Source organism: Klebsiella sp. JN_Kp127, from assembly GCF_040062505.1.
Classification (GTDB): Bacteria; Pseudomonadota; Gammaproteobacteria; order Enterobacterales; family Enterobacteriaceae; genus Klebsiella; species Klebsiella quasipneumoniae.
This window is the reverse complement of record NZ_JBEAHS010000033.1, coordinates 119702-142477: the sequence shown is the minus strand read 5'-3', so window position 1 is coordinate 142477 and position 22776 is coordinate 119702. Positions and strand designations below refer to the sequence as shown.

Annotated in this window: 21 protein-coding genes; 16 read left to right on the top strand and 5 right to left on the bottom strand. The window is 58.3% G+C overall.

Annotated features, from left to right (window positions below):
• Nucleotides 1-128: 128 nt before the first annotated feature.
• Nucleotides 129-512: an autonomous glycyl radical cofactor GrcA gene (gene grcA / locus ABLV04_RS11500; protein ID WP_002914084.1), complete on the top strand. Its 384-nt coding sequence runs from the start codon at nucleotides 129-131 to the stop codon at nucleotides 510-512.
• 45 nt (nucleotides 513-557) lie between these two features.
• Here the strand turns inward: grcA and srmB are convergent, their stop codons facing one another.
• On the bottom strand, nucleotides 558-1889 hold the full coding sequence (srmB, locus tag ABLV04_RS11495) for an ATP-dependent RNA helicase SrmB (RefSeq protein WP_032453738.1): 1332 nt from the start codon (nucleotides 1887-1889) through the stop codon (nucleotides 558-560).
• A gap of 132 nt (nucleotides 1890-2021) precedes the next feature.
• On the opposite strand from srmB, the gene ABLV04_RS11490 reads away from it, so the two are divergent.
• Entirely contained in the window at nucleotides 2022-2759 is a 738-nt protein-coding gene (locus ABLV04_RS11490; RefSeq protein WP_048298029.1) for a tRNA1(Val) (adenine(37)-N6)-methyltransferase, read from the top strand.
• Here the strand turns inward: ABLV04_RS11490 and nadB are convergent.
• Nucleotides 2744-4363 carry an L-aspartate oxidase gene (gene nadB, locus ABLV04_RS11485; protein WP_023290670.1) on the bottom strand — a complete coding sequence of 540 codons (1620 nt, stop codon included), beginning with the start codon at nucleotides 4361-4363 and terminating at the stop codon, nucleotides 2744-2746. The genes ABLV04_RS11490 and nadB overlap by 16 nt on opposite strands.
• A 420-nt stretch (nucleotides 4364-4783) precedes the next feature.
• On the opposite strand from nadB, the gene rpoE reads away from it, so the two are divergent.
• The 11 genes from rpoE to acpS all read left to right on the top strand — a co-directional run bounded on the left by rpoE (nucleotide 4784) and on the right by acpS (nucleotide 14153).
• The gene (gene rpoE / locus ABLV04_RS11480) at nucleotides 4784-5359 is read left to right on the top strand and encodes an RNA polymerase sigma factor RpoE (protein ID WP_002914074.1); all 576 of its coding nucleotides are present in this window, start codon (nucleotides 4784-4786) and stop codon (nucleotides 5357-5359) included.
• Nucleotides 5360-5391: 32 nt separating this feature from the next.
• Nucleotides 5392-6042 (top strand): anti-sigma-E factor RseA, encoded by a 651-nt coding sequence (gene rseA, locus ABLV04_RS11475; RefSeq protein WP_032453736.1) that lies wholly within the window; start codon nucleotides 5392-5394, stop codon nucleotides 6040-6042.
• Nucleotides 6042-6998: a sigma-E factor regulatory protein RseB gene (gene rseB / locus ABLV04_RS11470; protein ID WP_004201821.1), complete on the top strand. Its 957-nt coding sequence runs from the start codon at nucleotides 6042-6044 to the stop codon at nucleotides 6996-6998. The genes rseA and rseB overlap by 1 nt, the downstream gene beginning before the upstream one ends.
• Nucleotides 6995-7474, top strand: a complete 480-nt coding sequence (rseC, locus tag ABLV04_RS11465; RefSeq protein WP_087824326.1) for a SoxR-reducing system protein RseC — start codon at nucleotides 6995-6997, stop codon at nucleotides 7472-7474. The genes rseB and rseC overlap by 4 nt, the downstream gene beginning before the upstream one ends.
• A gap of 185 nt (nucleotides 7475-7659) precedes the next feature.
• Nucleotides 7660-9459: a translation elongation factor 4 gene (gene lepA / locus ABLV04_RS11460; protein WP_023290668.1), complete on the top strand. Its 1800-nt coding sequence runs from the start codon at nucleotides 7660-7662 to the stop codon at nucleotides 9457-9459.
• Between the two features lie 15 nt (nucleotides 9460-9474).
• A complete protein-coding gene (lepB, locus tag ABLV04_RS11455) occupies nucleotides 9475-10449 on the top strand; it encodes a signal peptidase I (protein ID WP_004201827.1) in 975 nt (324 codons plus the stop codon).
• A gap of 249 nt (nucleotides 10450-10698) precedes the next feature.
• Nucleotides 10699-11379 (top strand): ribonuclease III, encoded by a 681-nt coding sequence (gene rnc, locus ABLV04_RS11450; RefSeq protein WP_002914065.1) that lies wholly within the window; start codon nucleotides 10699-10701, stop codon nucleotides 11377-11379.
• Nucleotides 11376-12281, top strand: a complete 906-nt coding sequence (era, locus tag ABLV04_RS11445) for a GTPase Era (RefSeq protein WP_023290667.1) — start codon at nucleotides 11376-11378, stop codon at nucleotides 12279-12281. The genes rnc and era overlap by 4 nt, the downstream gene beginning before the upstream one ends.
• A gap of 11 nt (nucleotides 12282-12292) precedes the next feature.
• Nucleotides 12293-13030, top strand: a complete 738-nt coding sequence (gene recO / locus ABLV04_RS11440; RefSeq protein ID WP_002914062.1) for a DNA repair protein RecO — start codon at nucleotides 12293-12295, stop codon at nucleotides 13028-13030.
• 11 nt (nucleotides 13031-13041) lie between these two features.
• Entirely contained in the window at nucleotides 13042-13773 is a 732-nt protein-coding gene (pdxJ, locus tag ABLV04_RS11435) for a pyridoxine 5'-phosphate synthase (protein ID WP_004201834.1), read from the top strand.
• Nucleotides 13773-14153 (top strand): holo-ACP synthase, encoded by a 381-nt coding sequence (acpS, locus tag ABLV04_RS11430; RefSeq protein WP_004201835.1) that lies wholly within the window; start codon nucleotides 13773-13775, stop codon nucleotides 14151-14153. The genes pdxJ and acpS overlap by 1 nt, the downstream gene beginning before the upstream one ends.
• A gap of 12 nt (nucleotides 14154-14165) precedes the next feature.
• On the opposite strand, the gene ABLV04_RS11425 is transcribed toward acpS, so the two are convergent.
• Nucleotides 14166-14426: a YfhL family 4Fe-4S dicluster ferredoxin gene (locus ABLV04_RS11425; RefSeq protein WP_023290665.1), complete on the bottom strand. Its 261-nt coding sequence runs from the start codon at nucleotides 14424-14426 to the stop codon at nucleotides 14166-14168.
• Nucleotides 14427-14482: 56 nt separating this feature from the next.
• Nucleotides 14483-15331: a MurR/RpiR family transcriptional regulator gene (locus ABLV04_RS11420; RefSeq protein WP_023290664.1), complete on the bottom strand. Its 849-nt coding sequence runs from the start codon at nucleotides 15329-15331 to the stop codon at nucleotides 14483-14485.
• 211 nt (nucleotides 15332-15542) lie between these two features.
• Between ABLV04_RS11420 and yfhb the strand changes: the two genes are divergently transcribed.
• Together yfhb and tadA are read left to right on the top strand one after the other, a co-directional pair.
• Nucleotides 15543-16178 carry a phosphatidylglycerophosphatase C gene (yfhb, locus tag ABLV04_RS11415; RefSeq protein ID WP_180265879.1) on the top strand — a complete coding sequence of 212 codons (636 nt, stop codon included), beginning with the start codon at nucleotides 15543-15545 and terminating at the stop codon, nucleotides 16176-16178.
• A gap of 62 nt (nucleotides 16179-16240) precedes the next feature.
• Entirely contained in the window at nucleotides 16241-16750 is a 510-nt protein-coding gene (gene tadA / locus ABLV04_RS11410) for a tRNA adenosine(34) deaminase TadA (protein ID WP_023290663.1), read from the top strand.
• Here the strand turns inward: tadA and mltF are convergent.
• Nucleotides 16747-18363, bottom strand: a complete 1617-nt coding sequence (gene mltF / locus ABLV04_RS11405) for a membrane-bound lytic murein transglycosylase MltF (RefSeq protein WP_180265878.1) — start codon at nucleotides 18361-18363, stop codon at nucleotides 16747-16749. The two genes, tadA and mltF, sit on opposite strands and share 4 nt — an antisense overlap.
• Before the next feature lie 175 nt (nucleotides 18364-18538).
• Between mltF and purL the strand changes: the two genes are divergently transcribed.
• On the top strand, nucleotides 18539-22426 hold the full coding sequence (gene purL, locus ABLV04_RS11400) for a phosphoribosylformylglycinamidine synthase (RefSeq protein WP_348815744.1): 3888 nt from the start codon (nucleotides 18539-18541) through the stop codon (nucleotides 22424-22426).
• Nucleotides 22427-22776: the final 350 nt, after the last annotated feature.

The following is a 22776-nucleotide window of genomic DNA, read 5'->3' as shown; positions in this document are numbered from 1 at the left end:
GGTTTTTGTTGATTTACATCAAAGAATGCCGAGGGTGCGGCTGATATATATACACTCATACAACAATGGTTTTACCAATTGGCCGCGAAGAGGCCAAAATCGAATAAACACTGCCTGGGAGGCATCAAATGATTACTGGTATCCAAATTACTAAAGCGGCAAACGACGACCTGCTGAACTCTTTCTGGCTGCTGGATAGCGAAAAAGGCGAAGCGCGTTGCCTGTGCGCCAAAGGTGGTTTTGCGGAAGATGACGTGGTGGCGGTCAGCAAACTGGGTGAAATCGAATACCGTGAAATTCCGGTAGACGTGAAACCAGAAGTTCGCGTGGAAGGCGGTCAGCACCTGAACGTTAACGTGCTGCGTCGCGAAACCCTGCTGGACGCGGTTGAGCATCCGGAAAAATACCCGCAGCTGACCATTCGTGTTTCCGGCTACGCGGTACGCTTCAACTCCCTGACTCCGGAACAGCAGCGCGACGTTATCGCTCGTACCTTTACCGAAAGCCTGTAAGGCTAACGCCAGATGTGAAAACGCCGGGATATCCCGGCGTTTTTTTTACTCTTCGCTGGACGCTGATGGCGTCCCGGTCGCGCTTGGCTTCCGGCGCTTACCGATATTTTTCGTATCGCGGTGGCGCTTCTTCACCCGCGGCTTCTCTTTTTCTTTCTCTTTTTTCTCGGCGCGTTTCGCCAGCACTTTCTTCGATGGTTTACCGGTCAACTTCTCGCTTGGCGCGCGGGTTTTGGGTCGCAATTCATCAATCACGCGAGCTTTCAGCGGTTCTTCAACGTAGCGGCCGATCTTGCCCAGCAGCAGGTGATCGTGCGCTTCAACCAGCGAAATCGCGGTGCCTTTCTTACCTGCACGGCCGGTACGACCGATACGGTGCAGATAGATGTCGGCGGTGCGCGGCATATCGAAGTTAAAGACGTGGCTGACGTCCGGAATATCGATACCGCGGGCGGCGACGTCGGTGGCGATCAGCACGTTTACGCGGCCGTCGGTCAGACGCTTAATGGCTTCGTTACGCTTGGCCTGCACCATCTCGCCTTCCAGCCAGCAGGTGTTAATCCCCGCTTCACGCAGCCAGTTGGCCAACTCATGCACGCGCTCGCGCTTGCGCACAAAGACGATAGCGCGGGTAGCTTCCGGCTGTTGCAGCAGATTCACCAGCAGCCTGGTCTTATGTTCGATATCGTCCGCGCGATAGTACCATTGATGGATTTTCTTACGCTCGCGAGTCGACGGGGTAGCGGAAACTTCAACCGGCTCTTCCAGCAGGCGCTCAGCGAAGTCTTTGATCGCATCGCCTTCCAGCGTCGCGGAGAACAGCATGGTCTGCTTGCGCCAGCGGGTTTCACCGGCGATGGTTTCGATATCCTGCGCAAAGCCCATGTCCAGCATGCGGTCGGCTTCATCGAGGATCAGGGTCTCGACGGCGCGGCAGTCGAAGTTCTCTTCTTTTATATACTGCAGCAGGCGACCAGTGGTGGCGACCACGATGTCCTGGTTTTCGCTGAACACTTCCGCGTGGTTCATGTAGGCTACGCCGCCGGTAATGGTGGCGATATCCAGATGGGTATGCTTCGCCAGCTCGCGGGCGTGGTCAGCCACCTGCATCGCCAGCTCACGGGTCGGCGTCAGGATAAGAATACGCGGCGGGCCGGATTTCTTACGCGGGAAATCGAGCAGGTGCTGCAACGCTGGCAGCAGATACGCCGCCGTTTTACCGGTGCCGGTCGGCGCTGAACCGAGAATGTCACGGCCATCGAGCGCAGGCGGAATAGCGGCGGCCTGAATGGCTGTCGGGCGAGTGAAACCTTTATCCTGGAGGGCTTCCAGCAGGTTTTCATCGAGTTCAAGTTCGGAAAAAGTCGTTACAGTCATGTTCTACCTCTGAGTGGGCCGCCGATTATAGACGTTACTGACGTAATGTTCATCTGTTTGTAAGGCTATCTGTTCTCCGGTATTGTGCATAGCCTTACGTTCAGGAGTTTTTTGTCGGCAAGGTTATTGAGGATGTCTCAGTCGAAGTTTGCGCTGCCGCGCAATGGTTTTACCTTCAAACAGTTTTTTGTCGCCCACGATCGTTGCGCGATGAAGGTGGGTACCGACGGCATTTTGCTCGGCGCCTGGGCGCCGATTGCCGGGGTGAAACATGTGCTGGATATTGGCGCCGGCAGCGGCCTGCTGGCGCTAATGCTCGCGCAGCGTACCGGCGATGATGTGCGTGTCGATGCGGTCGAACTGGATGAGGAGGCCGCCGCCCAGGCGCAGGAAAATGCCCTTGCGTCGCCATGGGCTTCGCGGGTTGAGGTCTGTCAGGCCGATATCCATCAGTGGCAGCCGCCGCAGACCCGACGCTATCAACTGATAATCAGTAACCCGCCCTTTTTTGCGGAAGGGGTGCCTTGCGCCACCTCGCAGCGGGAGCAGGCGCGGTATACCACGACGCTCGATCACGCTTCTCTGCTGACCTGTGCCGCTGAGCATATCACCGAAGAAGGATTTTTTTGCGTGGTGCTGCCGGTCGATATCGGTAATGCGTTTATCGAACGGGCAACCGCGATGGGCTGGCACCTGCGACTGCGCACTGACGTGGCGGAGACCGAGATGCGGCCGCCGCATCGGGTGCTGCTGGCTTTCTCCCCGACGGCGGGGGAGTGTTTCAGCGACAGGCTGGCGATCCGCGGGCCAGAGCAGCAGTATTCAGAAGGCTTTACCGCTCTGACCGAGGATTTTTATCTCTTTATGTGAGCCAGGGGCGACAATATCGACGGACCGCTGTTCGGCAGCGGCTGCGGATAGTCGAGGGTGTAATGCAGTCCCCGGCTCTCTTTGCGCAACATCGCGCAGCGTACGATAAGTTCCGCCACCTGCACCAGATTGCGCAGCTCCAGCAGATTATTCGAGACGCGGAAGCGGGCGTAATACTCATCCAGCTCCTGCTGCAGCATGGTAATGCGCCGCAGGGCGCGCTCCAGCCTGCGGGTGGTGCGCACAATCCCCACGTAATCCCACATCAGCAGGCGCAGCTCGTGCCAGTTATGTTGGATAACCACCAGTTCATCCGGGATCTCCACCTGACTTTCATCCCACGCCGGCAGGGTGCTGACCTTCTGGGCCAGCGGCAGGCGACGGGCAATATCTTCTGCGGCGGACCAGCCGTAAACCAGACACTCCAGCAGCGAGTTCGAGGCCATACGGTTCGCGCCGTGCAGCCCGGTATAGCTGACTTCGCCGATGGCGTATAACCCATCGACGTCGGTGCGGCCATTATCATCCACCATCACGCCGCCGCAGGTGTAATGCGCGGCAGGGACGACCGGCACCGGATCTTTGGTTAAATCAATTCCCAGACCGAGCAGCTTTTCGTAAATCATCGGGAAGTGCTGGCGAACAAACGCCTCGGGTTTATGGCTGATATCAAGGAACATACAGTCAACGCCAAGGCGCTTCATCTCATGATCGATGGCGCGGGCGACGATATCGCGTGGGGCCAACTCGCCGCGTTCGTCAAAGTCCGGCATAAAGCGGGTGCCGTCCGGGCGTTTAAGGTGGGCGCCTTCGCCGCGCAGCGCTTCGGTCAGCAGGAAATTGCGCGCCTGCGGATGATACAGCGCGGTGGGGTGAAACTGGTTGAATTCCAGATTCGCCACCCGGCAGCCCGCCCGCCAGGCCATCGCGATACCGTCTCCGGAAGAGACGTCGGGGTTAGTGGTGTATTGATAAACCTTGGCGGCTCCGCCGGTGGCGAGCACCACCGCCTTCGCGCTGCAGGTTTCCACGCGCTCTTTATTGCGGTTCCAGATCCATGCCCCGACCACCCGGCGCGTGCCCGGCAGGCCAATCTTATCCGATACGATCAAGTCGACGGCATTGCTGCGCTCAAGGATGCGGATATTGGGATGGGCGAGGGCTTTATCGACCAGCGTCGTCTCCACCGCTTTGCCGGTAGCGTCGGCGGCGTGAAGAATGCGCCGATGGCTGTGGCCTCCTTCGCGCGTGAGATGATAGCTCTCTTCGCCATTGGCCTGGACCTGGGTGTCAAACAATACGCCCTGATCGATAAGCCACTGGACGCATGGCCTGGCGTTGCTGGCGACGAAGGTGACCGCATGGCGATCGCATAACCCTGCGCCGGCGATCAGGGTATCTTCGACATGGGATTCAATACTGTCGGTCTCGTCGAAGACGGCGGCAATCCCGCCCTGCGCATAGAACGTCGAACCTTCGCTGATCGGCCCTTTGCTCAACACCGTCACCGAACTGTGCTCTGCCAGGCGCAGCGCAAGAGAGAGGCCGGCAGCGCCGCTGCCGATAATCAACACATCACAAGAGAAGTCAGGAGTGGTATTCATCGTCTTTGTTTAATTTACTAAACACATTTAGCTCACAATAGCACCAGCTCGTGAGGAATCGTACAATTTTTTTTAACGGGCGTTGTGACGGCTAAACAGCAGACGAGCGGAAACGGTCTGGAGCACAGCGAAAATGAGACGCGTGGCAGGTTGATAGCATTGGATTTTATAGTGAAATAAACGCCGTGTTACGATACCCTTCAGACGGGCCTGCGCTTTTTCTTATTGACTAACCTATCGTTTAGCAACCTGGGCATATAATGATTGATAACGATCTGCCACCGTTGCCAGACAAAAAACAAAAGCGTAACGGAACTTTATTGTTTTCATACACTCCAAGAGTCAGCTTGCTCATAATGCAGATTTTGGGTGGTGTTTTGAAGACGCATGGGAATTGGGTTTGGGGAGACATTACCTCGGATGAGCGAGCAGTTAACGGATCAGGTCCTTGTTGAACGGGTCCAGAAAGGAGATCAGAAAGCGTTTAATTTGCTGGTAGTGCGCTATCAGCATAAGGTCGCGAGCCTGGTTTCCCGCTATGTACCGCCGGGCGATATCGCTGACGTCGTTCAGGAATCGTTCGTTAAGGCATGGCGTGCGCTGGACTCTTTCCGGGGAGATAGCGCTTTTTACACCTGGTTATACCGTATCGCCGTCAATACGGCGAAGAATTATCTGGTTGCTCAGGGACGCCGTCCGCCGTCCAGCGATGTTGACGCTAACGAGGCGGAAAACTTCGAAAGCGGCGGGGCGTTGAAAGAAATTTCGAACCCTGAGAACTTAATGTTGTCAGAAGAACTGAGACAAATAGTTTTTCGTACCATTGAATCGCTTCCGGAAGATTTACGCATGGCAATTACGTTACGGGAGCTGGATGGCCTAAGCTATGAAGAGATAGCCGCTATCATGGATTGTCCGGTTGGGACGGTGCGTTCGCGTATCTTCCGGGCGCGAGAAGCTATTGATAATAAAGTTCAACCGCTTATCAGGCGTTGACGATAGCGGAATACTGGAAAAGGGTATCAGGCATGCAGAAAGAAAAACTTTCGGCTTTAATGGATGGTGAAACGCTGGATAACGAACTGCTCAACGAGCTGAGTCGTTCTTCTGAGATGCAAAAAACCTGGGAGAGTTATCACCTTATCCGCGATACGCTGCGTGGCGATACCGCAGAGGTGCTGCAATTTGATATCTCCGCCCGGGTGATGGCCGCCATTGAAAATGAGCCCGTTCGTCAGACGGCGCCGCTTATTCCTGAATCTCAGCCCGCACCGCACCAGTGGCGGCAGATGCCGTTCTGGAACAAAGTGCGTCCGTGGGCCAGCTCACTGACCCAGATGGGCGTTGCCGCCTGCGTATCGCTTGCGGTTATCGTCGGCGTCCAGCACTATAATGGGCAGTCTGATGCCGCTCAGCAGCCAGAGGCGCCGGTGTTCAATACGCTGCCGATGATGGGTAAAGCGAGCCCGGTAAGCCTTGGCGTACCGGCTGACGTATCAGCAGGTAGCGGCCAGCAGGCTCAGGTCCAGGAACAGCGTCGGCGGATTAACGCCATGCTGCAGGACTACGAACTGCAGCGCCGCCTGCACGCTGAGCAGCTTCAGTTTGGCCAGGCCCAGACTCAGCAGGCCGCAGTCCAGGTGCCGGGTTATCAAACTTTAGGAACGCAATCGCAGTAATGAAGCAACTTTGGTGTGCCATGTCGCTCATGGCAGGCAGTCTGTTGTTCTCTGTCAACGCCTCGGCTGATACATCGTCCGGGGCGTTGTTGCAGCAGATGAACCTGGCCAGCCAGTCCCTCAATTATGAGCTGTCTTTCGTCAGCATCAGCAAACAAGGCGTTGAGTCGCTGCGCTATCGTCACGCGCGACTGAACAATCAGCCGCTGGCGCAGCTTCTGCAGCTGGACGGTCCGCGCCGGGAAGTGGTCCTGCGCGGTACGGAAATCAGCTATTTTGAACCCGGCCTCGATCCGTTCACCCTGAACGGCGACTATATCGTCGATTCACTGCCGTCGTTGGTTTACAGCGATTTCAAACGTCTCAGCGCAGCCTATGATTTTATCTCCGTGGGCCGTACCCGTATCGCCGACCGCCTCTGCGACGTGATCCGCGTCGTGGCTCGCGACGGCACGCGCTATAGCTTTATCGCCTGGCTGGACGCTGAGACCAAGCTGCCGCTGCGCGTCGATTTGCTCGACCGCGACGGTGAAACGCTGGAGCAGTTCCGGGTCGTCTCTTTCAACGTTGGCGATAACGTCAGCGCCAGCATGGAGACGCTGGCGAAAGCGAATTTGCCGCCGCAGCTGTCGGTGCCTGAAGGGGGCGACAAAGCCAACTTCAACTGGGCGCCAACGTGGCTCCCTCAGGGCATGACTGAGGTCTCCAGCAGCCAGCGTCGTCTGCCCACCTTTGATGGTCCGGTAGAATCACGTCTCTATTCCGACGGCTTGTTCAGCTTCTCGATCAATATCAACCGCGCCACCGCGGCCAGCAGCGACCAGCTGTTGCGCACCGGCCGACGCACCGTCAGCACGACGGTACGCGATAACGCGGAGATCACCGTGGTGGGCGAACTGCCGCCGCAGACGGCGAAGCGTATCTCAGACAGCATTAAATTCAAGGCAGTACAATGATCAAAGAGTGGGCCACCGTGGTTTCCTGGCATAACGGCGTGGCGCAGGTGCACTGCGACGTTAAAGCCTCCTGCAGCAGTTGCGCCTCCCGCGCCGGCTGCGGCAGCCGGGTATTAAACAAGCTGGGGCCGCAGACCAGCCATACCATCAGCGTGCCCTGCGAGCAGCCGTTGACGGCGGGGCAGAAAGTGGAGCTGGGGATCGCCGAGAGCAGTCTGCTGGGTTCGGCGCTGTTGGTCTACATGGCGCCGCTGGTGGGTCTGTTTGTGATGGCGTCGATTTTCCAGGTTCTGTTTGCCAGCGATATCGCTTCGCTGTGCGGCTCGCTGCTGGGCGGCGTCGGCGGGTTTCTGGTGGCGCGCGGTCTGTCGCCGCAGCTGGCAGCGCGCCAGTCGTGGCAGCCGGTGATTCTGAGCGTCGCGTTGCCGCCGGATCTGGTGCGTATCGAAACGCCTTCCTCCGACATGGGTCAGTGATTTCACTGGCCCTTATCTTTATTTACCCTTCCTGTTACAACGCCACAATTTCTGCGGTTATGCTGGATCTAACAGCATTTCCTGGTTTCAAGGATGTAGTGTAGAATGCGGCGTTTTCGGATTAAAAAACGTCAGGCACAGTACAGCGGCCTCATGATACTCGTAAGGCATAATTAACTCTAAATATGAAGAATATACGTAACTTTTCGATCATCGCTCACATCGACCACGGTAAGTCGACGCTGTCTGACCGTATCATCCAGATTTGCGGTGGCCTTTCTGATCGTGAAATGGAAGCCCAGGTTCTGGACTCCATGGATCTTGAGCGCGAACGCGGGATCACCATCAAGGCGCAGAGCGTCACCCTGGACTATAAGGCCAACGACGGTGAGACCTATCAACTGAACTTTATCGACACCCCGGGCCACGTGGACTTCTCTTATGAAGTTTCCCGTTCCCTCGCCGCGTGCGAAGGCGCGCTGCTGGTGGTTGACGCCGGGCAGGGCGTAGAAGCCCAGACCCTGGCCAACTGCTACACCGCGATGGAGATGGACCTGGAGGTCGTTCCGGTACTCAACAAGATCGACCTGCCTGCGGCCGACCCTGAGCGCGTAGCGGACGAGATTGAAGATATCGTCGGGATCGACGCCCACGACGCGGTGCGCTGCTCGGCGAAAACCGGCGTCGGCGTGACCGAGGTGCTGGAGCGTCTGGTGCGCGATATTCCGCCGCCGGAAGGCGATCCGGACGCGCCGCTGCAGGCGCTGATTATCGACTCCTGGTTCGATAACTACCTCGGCGTAGTGTCGCTGGTACGAATTAAAAACGGCACCATGCGCAAGGGCGACAAGATCAAGGTCATGAGTACCGGCCAGGTCTATAACGCCGACCGTCTGGGCATCTTCACGCCGAAACAGGTTGACCGTACCGAGCTGAAATGCGGCGAGGTAGGCTGGCTGGTCTGCGCGATCAAAGACATCCTTGGCGCGCCGGTGGGCGATACCCTGACCGCCGCCCGCAACCCGGCAGACAAAGCGCTGCCTGGCTTTAAGAAGGTGAAACCGCAGGTGTATGCCGGCCTGTTCCCGGTGAGCTCCGATGATTATGAAGCTTTCCGCGACGCGCTGGGCAAACTGAGCCTCAACGACGCCTCTCTGTTCTACGAGCCGGAAAGTTCTACCGCGCTGGGCTTCGGCTTCCGCTGCGGCTTCCTCGGCCTGCTGCACATGGAGATCATTCAGGAGCGTCTGGAGCGTGAATACGATCTTGACCTGATCACCACCGCGCCGACGGTAGTTTACGAAGTGGAGACCACCTCCAAAGAAGTTATTTACGTCGACAGCCCGTCCAAGCTGCCGCCGCTGAATAATATTCAGGAGCTGCGTGAGCCGATCGCCGAGTGTCACATGCTGCTGCCGCAGGAGTTCCTCGGCAACGTGATCACCCTGTGCGTGGAGAAGCGTGGCGTGCAGACCAACATGGTTTACCACGGTAAACAGGTGGCGCTGACCTACGAAATCCCGATGGCGGAAGTGGTGCTCGACTTCTTCGACCGTCTGAAGTCTACCTCCCGCGGCTATGCGTCGCTGGACTACAACTTCAAACGCTTCCAGGCGTCGAACATGGTACGCGTCGATGTGCTGATCAACGGCGAGCGCGTCGATGCGCTGGCGCTGATCACCCACAACGATAACGCGCCGTATCGCGGCCGCGAGCTGGTGGAAAAGATGAAAGATCTTATTCCGCGTCAACAGTTCGACATCGCGATTCAGGCGGCCATCGGCAACCACATCATCGCGCGCTCTACCGTGAAACAGCTGCGTAAAAACGTGCTGGCGAAATGCTACGGCGGTGACGTCAGCCGTAAGAAAAAGCTGCTGCAGAAGCAGAAAGAAGGTAAGAAGCGTATGAAGCAGGTCGGTAACGTTGAACTGCCGCAGGAAGCGTTCCTCGCCATTCTGCACGTTGGTAAAGACGGCAAATAACCCTAAGGAGTTGGCATGGCGAACATGTTTGCCCTGATCCTGGTGATTGCAACCCTGGTGACGGGCGTTTTATGGTGCCTGGACAAGTTCATTTTTGCACCGAAACGTCGTGAGCGTCAGGCCGCTGCTCAGGCAGCGACCGGCGAGCAGCTGGACAAAAAGACGTTGAAGAAAGTCGGCCCGAAACCGGGCTGGCTGGAAACCGGCGCATCGGTTTTCCCGGTGCTGGCGATCGTTCTGGTGGTACGTTCATTCATTTATGAGCCGTTCCAGATCCCGTCAGGTTCGATGATGCCGACTCTGCTGATTGGCGATTTCATCCTGGTGGAGAAATTTGCCTACGGCATTAAAGATCCTATCTACCAGAAAACGCTGATCGAGACGGGTCATCCGAAGCGCGGCGACATCGTGGTGTTTAAATATCCGGAAGACCCGCGCCTGGACTACATCAAGCGCGCGGTGGGGCTCCCGGGGGATAAAGTCACCTACGATCCGATTGCCAAGCAGGTCACTATTCAGCCGGGCTGCAGCTCCGGACAGGCCTGCGGCAACGCGCTGCCGGTGACTTACTCCAACGTGGAGCCGAGCGATTTCGTTCAGACCTTCTCCCGCAGCAACGGCGGCGAAGCGAGCAGCGGTTTCTGGCAGCTGCCGAAGGGCGAAACCAAAGCCGACGGCATTCGCCTCACCGAGCGTCAGGAGACGCTGGGCGACGTCACGCATCGTATTCTGATGGTGCCGATTGCTCAGGATCAGGCTGGCATGTATTACCATCAGAGCGGTCTGCCGCTGGCCACCTGGATTGTGCCGCCGGGTCAGTACTTCATGATGGGCGACAACCGGGATAACAGCGCCGACAGCCGTTACTGGGGCTTTGTGCCGGAAGCAAACCTGGTCGGGAAGGCCACCGCTATCTGGATGAGTTTTGAAAAGCAGGAAGGTGAATGGCCGACCGGCGTGCGGTTATCGCGCATTGGTGGAATTCATTAATTTCATCTGCTGAATTCACGCCGCTGCTGTTATCGCAGCGGCGCGAATTATTTAGTATTTAAATCCATTCAAACTAACGACATCCCGTGTCGTTGCGTATAGAATATCCCCCCGAAGTTTTTGGTTGTCGCTCTGCCGGGTGACACTGCACACGAAAGCGTATTGGTCTGTTTCAACTTACTGTTTGAAGCGTATGCTCAGGTCGGTTTCGTGTGCTGCATCTTTGACGCATTCATTTATTGGTAACGCATGAACCCCATCGTAATTAATCGGCTTCAACGAAAGCTGGGCTACACTTTTCATCATCAGGAGCTGTTGCAACAGGCATTAACTCACCGCAGTGCCAGCAGCAAACATAATGAGCGCCTGGAATTTTTAGGCGACTCCATTTTAAGTTTCGTGATCGCTAATGCGCTGTATCATCGCTTTCCTCGCGTGGATGAAGGCGACATGAGCCGTATGCGCGCGACGCTGGTGCGTGGCAACACGCTGGCGGAAATCGCCCGCGAGTTTGAACTGGGCGAATGCTTGCGCCTCGGGCCGGGCGAACTGAAAAGCGGCGGTTTCCGTCGCGAATCGATTCTCGCGGACACCGTTGAAGCGTTAATTGGCGGGGTTTTCCTCGATAGCGATATTCAGAACGTTGAACGCTTAATCCTCTCCTGGTACCAGACTCGTCTGGACGAAATCAGCCCGGGCGATAAGCAAAAGGATCCGAAGACGCGTCTGCAGGAGTATCTGCAGGGTCGTCATCTGCCGCTGCCGTCCTACCTGGTAGTCCAGGTGCGCGGCGAAGCGCACGATCAGGAATTTACTATCCACTGCCAGGTCAGTGGCCTGAGTGAACCGGTGGTTGGCACAGGTTCCAGCCGTCGTAAGGCGGAGCAGGCTGCCGCCGAACAGGCGCTGAAAAAGCTGGAGCTGGAATGAGCGAAGAAAAAAGTTATTGTGGGTTTGTCGCCATCGTGGGTCGTCCAAACGTTGGCAAATCCACGCTGTTGAATAAGCTGCTTGGGCAGAAGATCTCGATCACCTCCCGTAAAGCGCAGACCACCCGTCACCGTATCGTCGGCATCCATACCGAAGGGCCGTATCAGGCGATTTACGTCGATACCCCGGGCCTGCATATGGAAGAAAAGCGCGCCATTAACCGCTTAATGAACAAAGCGGCCAGCAGCTCTATTGGCGATGTTGAGCTGGTCATCTTCGTGGTGGAAGGCACCCGCTGGACGCAGGACGACGAGATGGTGCTCAACAAGCTGCGCGACGCGAAAGCGCCGGTGATCCTCGCGGTCAACAAAGTGGATAACGTGCAGGAAAAAGCGGATCTGTTACCGCACCTGCAGTTCCTCGCCAGCCAGATGAACTTCCTCGATATCGTGCCGATGTCGGCGGAAACGGGGACCAACGTCGACACCATTGCGTCGATCGTGCGTAAGCATCTGCCGGAAGCGATCCACCACTTCCCGGAAGATTATATTACCGATCGTTCTCAGCGCTTTATGGCTTCCGAAATCATCCGTGAAAAACTGATGCGTTTCCTCGGCGCTGAGCTACCGTACTCCGTCACCGTGGAAATCGAACGTTTCGTGACCAACGAGCGTGGCGGTTACGACATCAACGGCCTGATCCTTGTCGAGCGTGAAGGGCAGAAGAAGATGGTGATTGGCAACAAAGGCGCCAAAATCAAAACCATCGGCATCGAAGCGCGTAAGGACATGCAGGAGATGTTTGAAGCGCCGGTGCACCTCGAGCTGTGGGTCAAAGTGAAATCCGGCTGGGCCGATGACGAGCGCGCCCTGCGCAGTCTCGGTTATGTTGACGACCTCTGAGTTAACGCAACGTGGATGGATGGCAGCGCGCCTTTGTCCTGCATAGCCGACCGTGGAGCGAAACCAGCCTGATGCTGGACGTCTTCACGGAAGAATCCGGTCGCGTGCGCCTGGTTGCCAAAGGCGCACGCTCCAAACGCTCGAATCTTAAAGGCGCTTTACAGCCCTTTACCCCCTTGCTGGTTCGCTTCGGCGGCCGCGGCGAAGTCAAAACCCTGCGCAGCGCGGAAGCTGTCTCGCTGGCGCTGCCGCTCAGCGGCATCACCCTCTACAGCGGTCTTTACGTTAACGAGCTTATCTCCCGCGTGCTTGAGCACGAAACGCGCTTCTCCGAACTCTTTTTTGACTATCTGCACTGCATTCAGGCGCTCGCCGGGGCCAGCGGCTCGCCGGAGCCTGCGCTGCGGCGCTTTGAGCTGGCGCTGCTCGGACACCTGGGCTATGGCGTGGATTTTCTCCACTGTGCCGGGAGCGGCGAGCCGGTGGACGACACCATGACCTACCGCTATCGCGAAGAAAAAGGCTTTATTGCCAGCCTGGTGATTGATAACAACACGTTTACCGGGCACCATTTGAAAGCGTTGGCGAGTCGTGAGTTTCCTGATGTTGATACGTTACGCGCCGCGAAGCGCTTTACCCGTATCGCCCTGAAGCCCTATCTCGGCGGCAAACCGCTCAAGAGCCGGGAATTGTTTCGCCAGTTTATGCCCGCGCGAAAGGCGCGAGCGGATAATACGAATAATGATTAACGAGGATTGTCATGGCTGAATTACTGTTAGGGGTCAATATTGACCATATCGCGACCTTGCGTAACGCCCGCGGCACCGCTTACCCGGATCCGGTTCAGGCGGCTTTCATTGCCGAACAGGCCGGCGCCGACGGCATAACCGTGCATCTGCGCGAAGACCGCCGCCATATCACCGATCGCGATGTGCGTATCCTGCGCCAGACGCTGCACACCCGCATGAACCTTGAAATGGCGGTCACCGAAGAGATGCTGACGATCGCCTGCGAAACCAAACCGCATTTCTGCTGCCTGGTGCCGGAGAAGCGCCAGGAAGTGACCACCGAAGGCGGACTGGACGTGGCCGGCCAGCGCGACAAGATGCGTGATGCCTGTCAACGCCTGGCGGATGCCGGCATCCTGGTCTCCCTGTTTATCGATGCGGATGAGGCGCAGATCAAAGCGGCGGCGGACGTTGGCGCGCCCTATATCGAAATCCACACCGGCTGCTATGCCGATGCTAAAACCGACGCCGAGCAGGCGAAGGAGCTGGAACGTATTGCCAAAGCGGCCACCTACGCCGCCAGCCTCGGCCTGAAGGTCAATGCGGGTCACGGTCTGACCTATCACAACGTGAAAGCGATTGCTGCGCTGCCGGAAATGCATGAGCTGAATATCGGCCACGCGATTATTGGCCGCGCGGTAATGAGCGGCCTGAAAGAGGCGGTGGCGGAAATGAAACGTCTGATGCTGGAAGCGCGCGGCTAATGGCCATCCTCGGGCTGGGTACCGACATCGTCGAGATCGCCCGCATCGAGGCGGTGATCGCCCGCAGCGGCGATCGCCTTGCCCGCCGGGTGCTGAGCGACCATGAATGGAGCATCTGGGAGCAGCACCAGCAGCCGGTGCGTTTTCTGGCGAAACGCTTTGCGGTCAAGGAAGCGGCGGCGAAAGCGCTGGGGACCGGGATCCGCAACGGGTTGGCCTTTAATCAGTTCGAAGTTTACAACGATGAGCTGGGCAAGCCGAAGCTGCGGCTATGGGGTGAGGCGCAACGGCTGGCGGAACGACTGGGGGTGAGCCATATTCATGTCACGCTCGCCGATGAGCGCCATTACGCCTGCGCCACGGTGATTGTCGAAAGCTAAGCCGGGAAGCGGTTAAATTTTATCCGCGTGGTGCATCAGGACGAATTTATCCCACAGCTGTTCTTCATTCTCGACGTGTGCCGGATCTTTCAGAATGGTATTTGGGATCGGGCACACCTTCTGGCAGGTGGGCGTGTCGTAATGGCCCACGCATTCGGTGCAGCGGTCGCTGTTAATTTCATAAATGCTGTCACCCATCGAAATGGCCTCATTAGGGCACTCCGGCTCGCACATATCGCAGTTGATGCATTTTTTGGTAATTAACAGCGCCATCAGGAAAATCTCAGAAACAACACAAACAGGGCGGGCATTATACGCCCATTTTCTGCTCAGACCAGCTTTTTCACCAGCGCTTCGCTATGGCGAATGCGCTCCGGCGCCCGCTCCAGATCCTGCTGCACCAGCCCCATAAACAGCAGGTCGGTGAGCATCATTTGCGCGCTGGTGGAGGAGATGGCCGCGCTGCGCGTCGCCTGCTCTTCGGCGATGGTGTACAGGCAGTGGGTCGCCTGCTGCTGCAGAGCGTTAGGGCTAAAGCCGGTGATCGCCAGGATCCTGGAGCCCACGCGCAGCGCTTCACCGGCCGCCATATTGATCTCCCGACGCTCGCCGGAGTAAGAGATCGCCAGCAGCAGATCGTCGCTGGACATGGCCTGCACCGTCGCCAGCAGGGCGTGCATATCCTGCTCCGAAACAGCATTGACGCCGATCTTCATCAGCTTCCAGCTAAAGTTACGCGCTACCAGGCCGGACGCGCCAATCCCGGTGACGATCACCCGCCGGGCGTTGCGCAGCAGCGTGACGGCTTCCCGCAGCGTCTCTTCAGTGTTGACGTCCAGCGAGGCATGCATGGCGGCGACATTGTCTTTAATGAGTTTCTCGCCCACCAGACGCAGCGGGTCGTCACCGCGAATGTGGTTATGTACCGGAACGGAGTGCGGATCCGGGCTGCTGGCCAGCGCTTCACTCAGCGCCAGCTTCAGCGCCGGAAAGCCTTTGAACCCCAGTTTCTGGGCAAATTTAACCACGCTGGACTGACTCACACCGGCTTCCACCGCCAGCTGTTGCGAGCTGAGGTGCCGGGTGTCATCGGGTTGGCTCAGAATAAAATCGGCCAACTTTTTGTCGCTCGCCGCCAGGGTGGGATAGCGCTGACGAATACGCGTTAAACAGTTCATTGGAGCTCCGCTGGAGCCGTCCGGCTCGTGTCTGACAGAATTTTTATTCGATTATAAGGGGTATACCACGAATTAAAAATTCATAAGCCACAATTTTTCCTTCGCCTGCTAATTTAATTCTTCCTTAACGGCAGGGATGTTTTCCCTCTTCATGGCATAAGACTGTTAAGCTTACCCTAACGAGAAGCGAATCCTGAGAGAAGGAGGCAGTTTGCAGCACAGTGAACGGAGAGTGGTGTTTTTCGATCTGGACGGAACCTTGCATCAACAGGATATGTTCGGCAGTTTTCTGCGCTACCTGCTGCGCCATCTGCCGCTGAACCTGTTGCTGGTGGTGGCGATGGGGCCGGCGATCCTTGCCGGGCTGGCGGTGCGCGGGCGGGCGGCGCGCTGGCCGATGAGCCTGCTGCTGTGGGCGTCAACCTTTGGCCGTCGCGAGGCGGTACTGAAGCGGCTGGAAGCGGAGTTTGTCGGCTGGTTTCGTCATCATGTGACGGCGTTTCCGGTGGTTCATGCGCGGCTGACGGCCTACCTGACCAGTACCGATGCCGACGTCTGGTTGATCACCGGCTCGCCGCAGTCGCTGGTGGAACAGGTCTATCGCGATACCCTCTGGCTGCCGCGGGTGAATCTGATAGCCAGCCGCACCGCGCGCCGCTGGGGCGGCTGGGTATTGACCCTGCGCTGCCTGGGCCATGAAAAGGTGGTGCAGCTGGAGAAAAAGATTGGCGCTCCGCTGCAGCTGTATAGCGGCTATAGCGATAGCGAGCAGGATAACCCATTGCTCGGCTTTTGCCAGCATCGCTGGCGGGTCACCCCGCAGGGAGAGCTGCAGCAACTGGAGTAATAGTGTGTAATTGATAGCTCCCATGTATAATGCGCCCCGCTTTTTCTGCTGGAGTGGCCGCTGTGTCTGACCTCGAACTCAATGATGAATACTGGATGCGTCATGCCCTGACGCTGGCGAAGCGCGCCTGGGAAGAGGGCGAGGTGCCGGTGGGCGCGGTGCTGGTGCATAACAATCAGGTCATTGGCGAGGGCTGGAACCGGCCGATAGGCCGTCACGACCCCACCGCCCATGCGGAAATTATGGCCTTACGCCAGGGCGGGCTGGTGCTGCAAAACTATCGCCTGATCGACGCCACGCTGTACGTGACCCTCGAGCCCTGCGTGATGTGCGCGGGCGCGATGGTGCACAGCCGTATCGCCCGCCTGGTGTTTGGCGCCAGGGATGCCAAGACCGGCGCCGCCGGCTCGCTGATGGATGTTCTGCACCACCCGGGAATGAACCATCGGGTTGAGATTAGCGAAGGCGTGCTGGCGGGATCCTGCTCTGCCATGCTGAGCGACTTCTTCCGCTGGCGGCGGGAAGAGAAAAAAGCGCTGAAGAAAGCCCGGGAGCAGAACGGGGAAAGTTAATACAGGTGGCCGGGGAGTTTCATCCGGGCATTATCCATCTGTTTATCGGCGCGAAACTTGAAAAAGGGCAGGGTGGTCTCCTGCGGCTGTTCGAGCTCATTGGGGAGCACCGCCGGGTAATCCTCCGCCAGGGCCAGCGTTTGCTGCTGCTGGCGCTCCTTTTCTGACAAATAGCCGACAAGGCTTATCTGATATTTGCGGATGTTTTCCACATAGGCGTAGGCCTCATGGCCGCGGGCATAGCCGTATTTAAGTTTGCTGTAATAGGGTTTCTGGCTCAGCAGGGGTAAACGCAGCTTAACGTCTGCCCAGCTGTTGGGATTGCCTTTCTGTTTGCGGGTGAGCGCCATGGCGTCCAGCATATGGGCATAGCCCATATTGTAAGCGGCCAGTGCAAACCAGATGCGTTCATCTTTCGGGATCGAATCCGGCACTTTATCCATCATATCCTGGAGATAGCGCATACCGCCGTCGATACTCTGCGCCGCATCGGTCCGGTCAGTCAGCCCCAGACTCTGCGCCGTATTACGCGTAAGCATCATCATGCCGCGCACGCCGGTAGGCGAGGTGGCCTGCGGATCCCAGTGGGATTCCTGCCAGGCGATGGCGGCCAGCAGGCGCCAGTCGATCTCGCGGGCGTACTTTTCAAACAGCGGCTGCACCTCCGGAAGAATGTTTTCCACCGCGCGCAGGAAGGTGCGGGTATCGACATAATCGAAATCGTTGCCGTGGCCGAGGTACTTCTCTTCCAGGCGCGCCAGGGTGCCGTCTTCATTAATATTGTTGAAGAAATCAAGCATCGCCGCCGACAGCGAATTATCGTCGTCCCGGGCGCTGAACCAGGTGACCGGCTGTTCGTCGGTGATATCGAGGGCTACCGCCAGCTCCGGATGGACGCGCTGGAACAGGCTGACGGCCACCGAGTCGGCGATGGTGTAATCGAGTTTGCCGTCAATCACCGCCTGCATCAGCGCGGTGGTGCCGCGCTTTTCGTCCACGCGCCAGGCAAGATCCGGGTATTTCTCCGCTTTCAGTACCTGCAGGTCGTTGATCGCCACGTGACCCGGGGCGATGGCGAGCTGCTCGGCGTTCAGCGCCGCGAGGCTGCGCGGCCGGGTATTGCCGACGCGATAGACCAGCTGTTGGGAAACGGAGTAGTAGCCAGGGCCGGCCTGGTAGTTTTTCACCCGCTCCTGGTTATAGACCAGCCCGGCGGCCAGCATATCGGCCTGGCCGTCGTCGAGGTCGTCAAACAGCTGGCTGATGTTCTGGCGGACGGTTATCTTAAGCGTCACGCCGAGGTAGTCGGCAAACTGCTTCGCCAGTTCGTAGTCCAGGCCGAAGGTTTTATTGTTCATGGTGGCGAAGGTCATCGGCGAGTTGATGGTGCTGATGCGTAGCTCGCCGCGAGCGATAATGCCCGCCACCCGGTTCTCCGGTTTACCGGACCAGGGGATCGACGGCCACAGGGCAGCCGCCAGCAAAAGGGTGACAATGCCGATGAGCAGATAATTAATCTTTAATTTTTTCAGCGCGTTAATCTTCTGCAGCTTCAGGTTCCTCAGCAGGCGATGTCCGGAAAAAACGCAAGGTTGTCGTCGAATGAGCGGCATTCTGCTTAAGAATGCGCCAGTTGGCAACTTATTCGCGATGGACGTCACATTTATTGATAAACAGCATCAATGATTTTATTTCTACGCAAACGGTTTCGTCGGGGCGCAGGATTCACTATAATGACGCCCGTTTCCCCCCCTGGCTCACCCTGAAAGCTTCGAAGACGAGAGACTTATGATGGAAATTTTGCGTGGTTCACCTGCACTGTCGGCATTCCGTATTAATAAACTGCTGGCACGATTTCAGGCGGCCAACCTTCCGGTAAGCGCCATATATGCCGAGTATATTCATTTTGCCGATCTGAACGCCCCGCTGAGCGCTGACGATCGCGAGCGCCTGGCGCGACTGCTTAAGTATGGCCCGAGCTTAAACAGCCATACCCCGACCGGTAAATTACTGCTCGTGACCCCTCGCCCTGGCACCATCTCTCCCTGGTCTTCTAAAGCTACCGATATCGCCCATAACTGCGGCCTGGCTCAGGTTGTGCGTCTGGAGCGCGGCGTGGCGTATTATGTTGAAGCCTCGACCCTGACCGAAGCGCAGTGGGCCGCGGTGGCGGCGGAACTGCACGACCGCATGATGGAGAGCGTCTTCGACGCGCTGGAAGCGGGCGAAAAGCTGTTCGCTCACCATCAGCCGACGCCGGTGACCAGCGTTGACCTGTTGGGCGAAGGGCGTCAGGCGCTGATTGACGCCAACCTCCGTTTGGGGCTGGCGCTGGCAGATGACGAAATTGACTACCTGCAGGACGCCTTTACCCGTCTGGGACGCAATCCGAACGATATCGAGCTGTATATGTTCGCCCAGGCGAACTCAGAGCACTGTCGTCACAAAATTTTCAACGCCGACTGGATCATCGACGGCGAACAGCAGCCGAAGTCGCTGTTCAAAATGATCAAAAACACCTTCGAAAAAACGCCGGACTACGTCCTGTCGGCCTATAAAGACAACGCCGCGGTGATGGAAGGGTCTGAAGTGGGGCGCTATTTTGCCGACCACCAGACCGGACGCTATGACTTCCATCAGGAGCCGGCGCACATTCTGATGAAGGTGGAAACCCATAACCACCCGACGGCCATCTCCCCATGGCCGGGCGCGGCAACCGGCTCCGGCGGCGAAATCCGCGATGAAGGCGCCACCGGCCGCGGCGCGAAGCCGAAAGCGGGCCTGGTGGGCTTCTCGGTTTCCAACCTGCGCATCCCGGGCTTCGAACAGCCGTGGGAAGAAGATTTCGGCAAGCCGGATCGCATCGTCACCGCCCTGGACATCATGACCGAAGGCCCGCTGGGCGGCGCGGCGTTTAACAACGAATTTGGTCGCCCGGCGCTGAACGGCTACTTCCGCACCTATGAAGAGAAAGTCACCAGCCATAACGGTGAAGAGCTGCGCGGCTACCACAAACCGATCATGCTGGCCGGCGGTATCGGCAACATCCGCGGCGAGCACGTGCAGAAGGGCGAGATTACCGTCGGCGCGAAGCTGATCGTGCTGGGCGGTCCGGCGATGAACATCGGCCTCGGCGGCGGCGCGGCGTCTTCCATGGCCTCCGGCCAGTCCGATGCCGACCTCGATTTCGCCTCCGTCCAGCGTGACAACCCGGAAATGGAGCGTCGCTGTCAGGAAGTGATCGACCGCTGCTGGCAGCTGGGCGACGCCAACCCGATCCTGTTTATCCACGATGTCGGCGCCGGCGGTCTCTCCAACGCCATGCCGGAGCTGGTCAGCGACGGCGGCCGCGGCGGTAAATTCCAGCTGCGCGATATCCTGAGCGATGAGCCAGGCATGAGCCCGCTGGAGATCTGGTGTAACGAATCGCAGGAACGTTATGTCCTGGCGGTCGCCCCGGAGCAACTGCCGCTGTTCGACGAGCTGTGCCGCCGCGAGCGCGCGCCTTATGCGGTTATCGGCGAAGCCACCGCCGAGCAGCACCTGAGCCTGAGCGACAGCCACTTTAACGATCAGCCGATCGATCTGCCGCTGGACGTCCTGCTTGGCAAAACGCCGAAAATGACCCGCGACGTGCAGACCCTGAAAGCCCAGGGCAGCGCGCTGGATCGCCAACCGATTACCATCGCCGATGCGGTTAATCGCGTTCTGCACCTGCCGACGGTGGCCGAGAAAACCTTCCTCGTGACCATCGGCGACCGCACCGTGACCGGCATGGTCGCCCGCGACCAGATGGTCGGCCCGTGGCAGATCCCGGTGGCCAACTGCGCGGTCACCACCGCCAGCCTCGACAGCTACTACGGCGAAGCGATGGCGATGGGCGAGCGCGCCCCGGTTGCTCTGCTGGACTTCGCCGCCTCCGGCCGTCTGGCGGTTGGCGAAGCGCTGACCAATATCGCCGCCACGCAGATTGGCGAGCTGAACCGCGTGAAGCTGTCGGCTAACTGGATGGCCGCCGCCGGCCACCCGGGCGAAGACGCGGGTCTGTATGAGGCGGTGAAAGCGGTGGGCGAAGAGCTGTGCCCGGCGCTGGGCCTGACCATTCCGGTCGGCAAAGACTCAATGTCGATGAAAACCCGCTGGCAGGAAGGCAGCGAGCAGCGTGAGATGACCTCTCCGCTGTCGCTGGTGATCTCCGCCTTCGCCCGTGTCGAAGATGTTCGTCATACCGTCACGCCGCAGCTCTCGACGGAAGATAACGCCCTGCTGCTGATCGACCTCGGTAAAGGGCACAACGCGCTGGGCGCGACGGCGCTGGCGCAGGTCTATCGCCAGCTCGGCGACAAGCCGGCTGACGTGCGCGATGTCGCGCAGCTGAAAGGCTTCTGGGATGCGATGCAGGCCCTGGTGGCGCAGCGTAAACTGCTGGCCTACCACGACCGCTCCGACGGCGGCCTGCTGGTCACCCTGGCGGAAATGGCCTTTACCGGCCACTGTGGACTGGAAGCGGATATCGCCGCGCTGGGCGACGACCGTCTGGCGGCGCTGTTCAACGAAGAGCTGGGGGCGGTGATTCAGGTCCGCGCCGCAGACCGTGAGGCAGTGGAAGCCATTCTGGCGGTTAACGGCCTGGCGGACTGCGTGCATTACCTCGGTAAAGCGGTCGAGGGCGATCGCTTCGTGCTGACCGCCAGCGGTCAGACGGTGTTTAGCGAAAGCCGCACCACCCTGCGCATGTGGTGGGCGGAAACCACCTGGCAGATGCAGCGTCTGCGCGACAACCCGGCCTGCGCCGATCAGGAGCACGAGGCGAAAGCCAACGACGCCGATCCGGGCCTCAATGTGAAGCTCTCGTTTGATATTAATGACGACGTCGCCGCGCCGTACATTGCCACCGGCGCGCGTCCGAAAGTGGCCGTCCTGCGCGAGCAGGGGGTGAACTCTCACGTTGAAATGGCGGCAGCCTTCCATCGCGCCGGCTTTGACGCCATCGACGTGCATATGAGCGACCTGCTGGCGGGCCGCACCGGTCTGGGCGATTTCCATGCCCTGGTGGCCTGCGGCGGCTTCTCCTACGGCGACGTGCTGGGGGCAGGCGAAGGCTGGGCGAAGTCGATTCTGTTCAACGAGCGCGTGCGCGATGAGTTCGCGACCTTCTTCCATCGTCCGCAGACCCTGGCGCTCGGCGTGTGCAACGGCTGTCAGATGATGTCCAACCTGCGCGAGCTGATCCCGGGCAGCGACCTGTGGCCGCGCTTTGTGCGCAACCAGTCTGACCGCTTTGAAGCGCACTTCAGCCTGGTGGAAGTGACGCAAAGCCCGTCTCTGCTGCTGGAAGGCATGGTTGGCTCACAGATGCCGATTGCGGTCTCCCACGGCGAAGGGCAGGTGGAAGTGCGCGACAGCGCGCATCTGGCCCAGCTGGAGAGCAAAGGTCTGGTGGCGCTGCGCTTCGTGGATAACTTCGGCAAAGTGACCGAAACCTATCCGGCGAACCCGAACGGTTCCCCGAACGGTATCACCGCGGTGACCAGCGAAAGCGGGCGCGCGACCATCATGATGCCGCACCCGGAACGCGTCTTCCGCACCGTAAGCAACTCCTGGCACCCGGAAAACTGGGGCGAAGACAGCCCGTGGATGCGTATCTTCCGCAACGCGCGTAAACAGCTGGGTTAATCTTCCCGAAGCGTGCCACGCGAACGTATCAGCCCCCTGCTCAGGCAGGGGGCTTTTTTTATCTGTGACGGTCGGCACGCCAGGGTGTCGGGAATCACCGACAACTGGCATATTGCGGTGTCGTCAAAAGGCGACACTTAAGTTATTGATTTAAATGATGAGTAACCTGGGGCATATTTAGTGTCGCTAATCGGCGACATCATGGATGAAAAGTATACAGCGCTGGAATGGTTGGATTTTATGCTGAAAGTCATATATATCAACGTGTTAATAAAATGTTTTGAAAGATGGCATAGTTCATGCATAATATTAACCAGTGGCTCATTCACCTTCTTATGTCAGCCCCTTCG

Excerpts from the sequence above, each read along its gene's own strand:
- grcA (WP_002914084.1), top strand. The coding sequence starts at position 129 with ATGATTACTGGTATCCAAATTACTAAAGCGGCAAACGACGACCTGCTG.
- srmB (WP_032453738.1), bottom strand. The coding sequence starts at position 1,889 with ATGACTGTAACGACTTTTTCCGAACTTGAACTCGATGAAAACCTGCTG.
- ABLV04_RS11490 (WP_048298029.1), top strand. The coding sequence starts at position 2,022 with ATGTCTCAGTCGAAGTTTGCGCTGCCGCGCAATGGTTTTACCTTCAAA.
- nadB (WP_023290670.1), bottom strand. The coding sequence starts at position 4,363 with ATGAATACCACTCCTGACTTCTCTTGTGATGTGTTGATTATCGGCAGC.
- rpoE (WP_002914074.1), top strand. The coding sequence starts at position 4,784 with ATGAGCGAGCAGTTAACGGATCAGGTCCTTGTTGAACGGGTCCAGAAA.
- rseA (WP_032453736.1), top strand. The coding sequence starts at position 5,392 with ATGCAGAAAGAAAAACTTTCGGCTTTAATGGATGGTGAAACGCTGGAT.
- rseB (WP_004201821.1), top strand. The coding sequence starts at position 6,042 with ATGAAGCAACTTTGGTGTGCCATGTCGCTCATGGCAGGCAGTCTGTTG.
- rseC (WP_087824326.1), top strand. The coding sequence starts at position 6,995 with ATGATCAAAGAGTGGGCCACCGTGGTTTCCTGGCATAACGGCGTGGCG.
- lepA (WP_023290668.1), top strand. The coding sequence starts at position 7,660 with ATGAAGAATATACGTAACTTTTCGATCATCGCTCACATCGACCACGGT.
- lepB (WP_004201827.1), top strand. The coding sequence starts at position 9,475 with ATGGCGAACATGTTTGCCCTGATCCTGGTGATTGCAACCCTGGTGACG.
- rnc (WP_002914065.1), top strand. The coding sequence starts at position 10,699 with ATGAACCCCATCGTAATTAATCGGCTTCAACGAAAGCTGGGCTACACT.
- era (WP_023290667.1), top strand. The coding sequence starts at position 11,376 with ATGAGCGAAGAAAAAAGTTATTGTGGGTTTGTCGCCATCGTGGGTCGT.
- pdxJ (WP_004201834.1), top strand. The coding sequence starts at position 13,042 with ATGGCTGAATTACTGTTAGGGGTCAATATTGACCATATCGCGACCTTG.
- acpS (WP_004201835.1), top strand. The coding sequence starts at position 13,773 with ATGGCCATCCTCGGGCTGGGTACCGACATCGTCGAGATCGCCCGCATC.
- ABLV04_RS11425 (WP_023290665.1), bottom strand. The coding sequence starts at position 14,426 with ATGGCGCTGTTAATTACCAAAAAATGCATCAACTGCGATATGTGCGAG.
- ABLV04_RS11420 (WP_023290664.1), bottom strand. The coding sequence starts at position 15,331 with ATGAACTGTTTAACGCGTATTCGTCAGCGCTATCCCACCCTGGCGGCG.
- mltF (WP_180265878.1), bottom strand. The coding sequence starts at position 18,363 with ATGCCGCTCATTCGACGACAACCTTGCGTTTTTTCCGGACATCGCCTG.
- purL (WP_348815744.1), top strand. The coding sequence starts at position 18,539 with ATGATGGAAATTTTGCGTGGTTCACCTGCACTGTCGGCATTCCGTATT.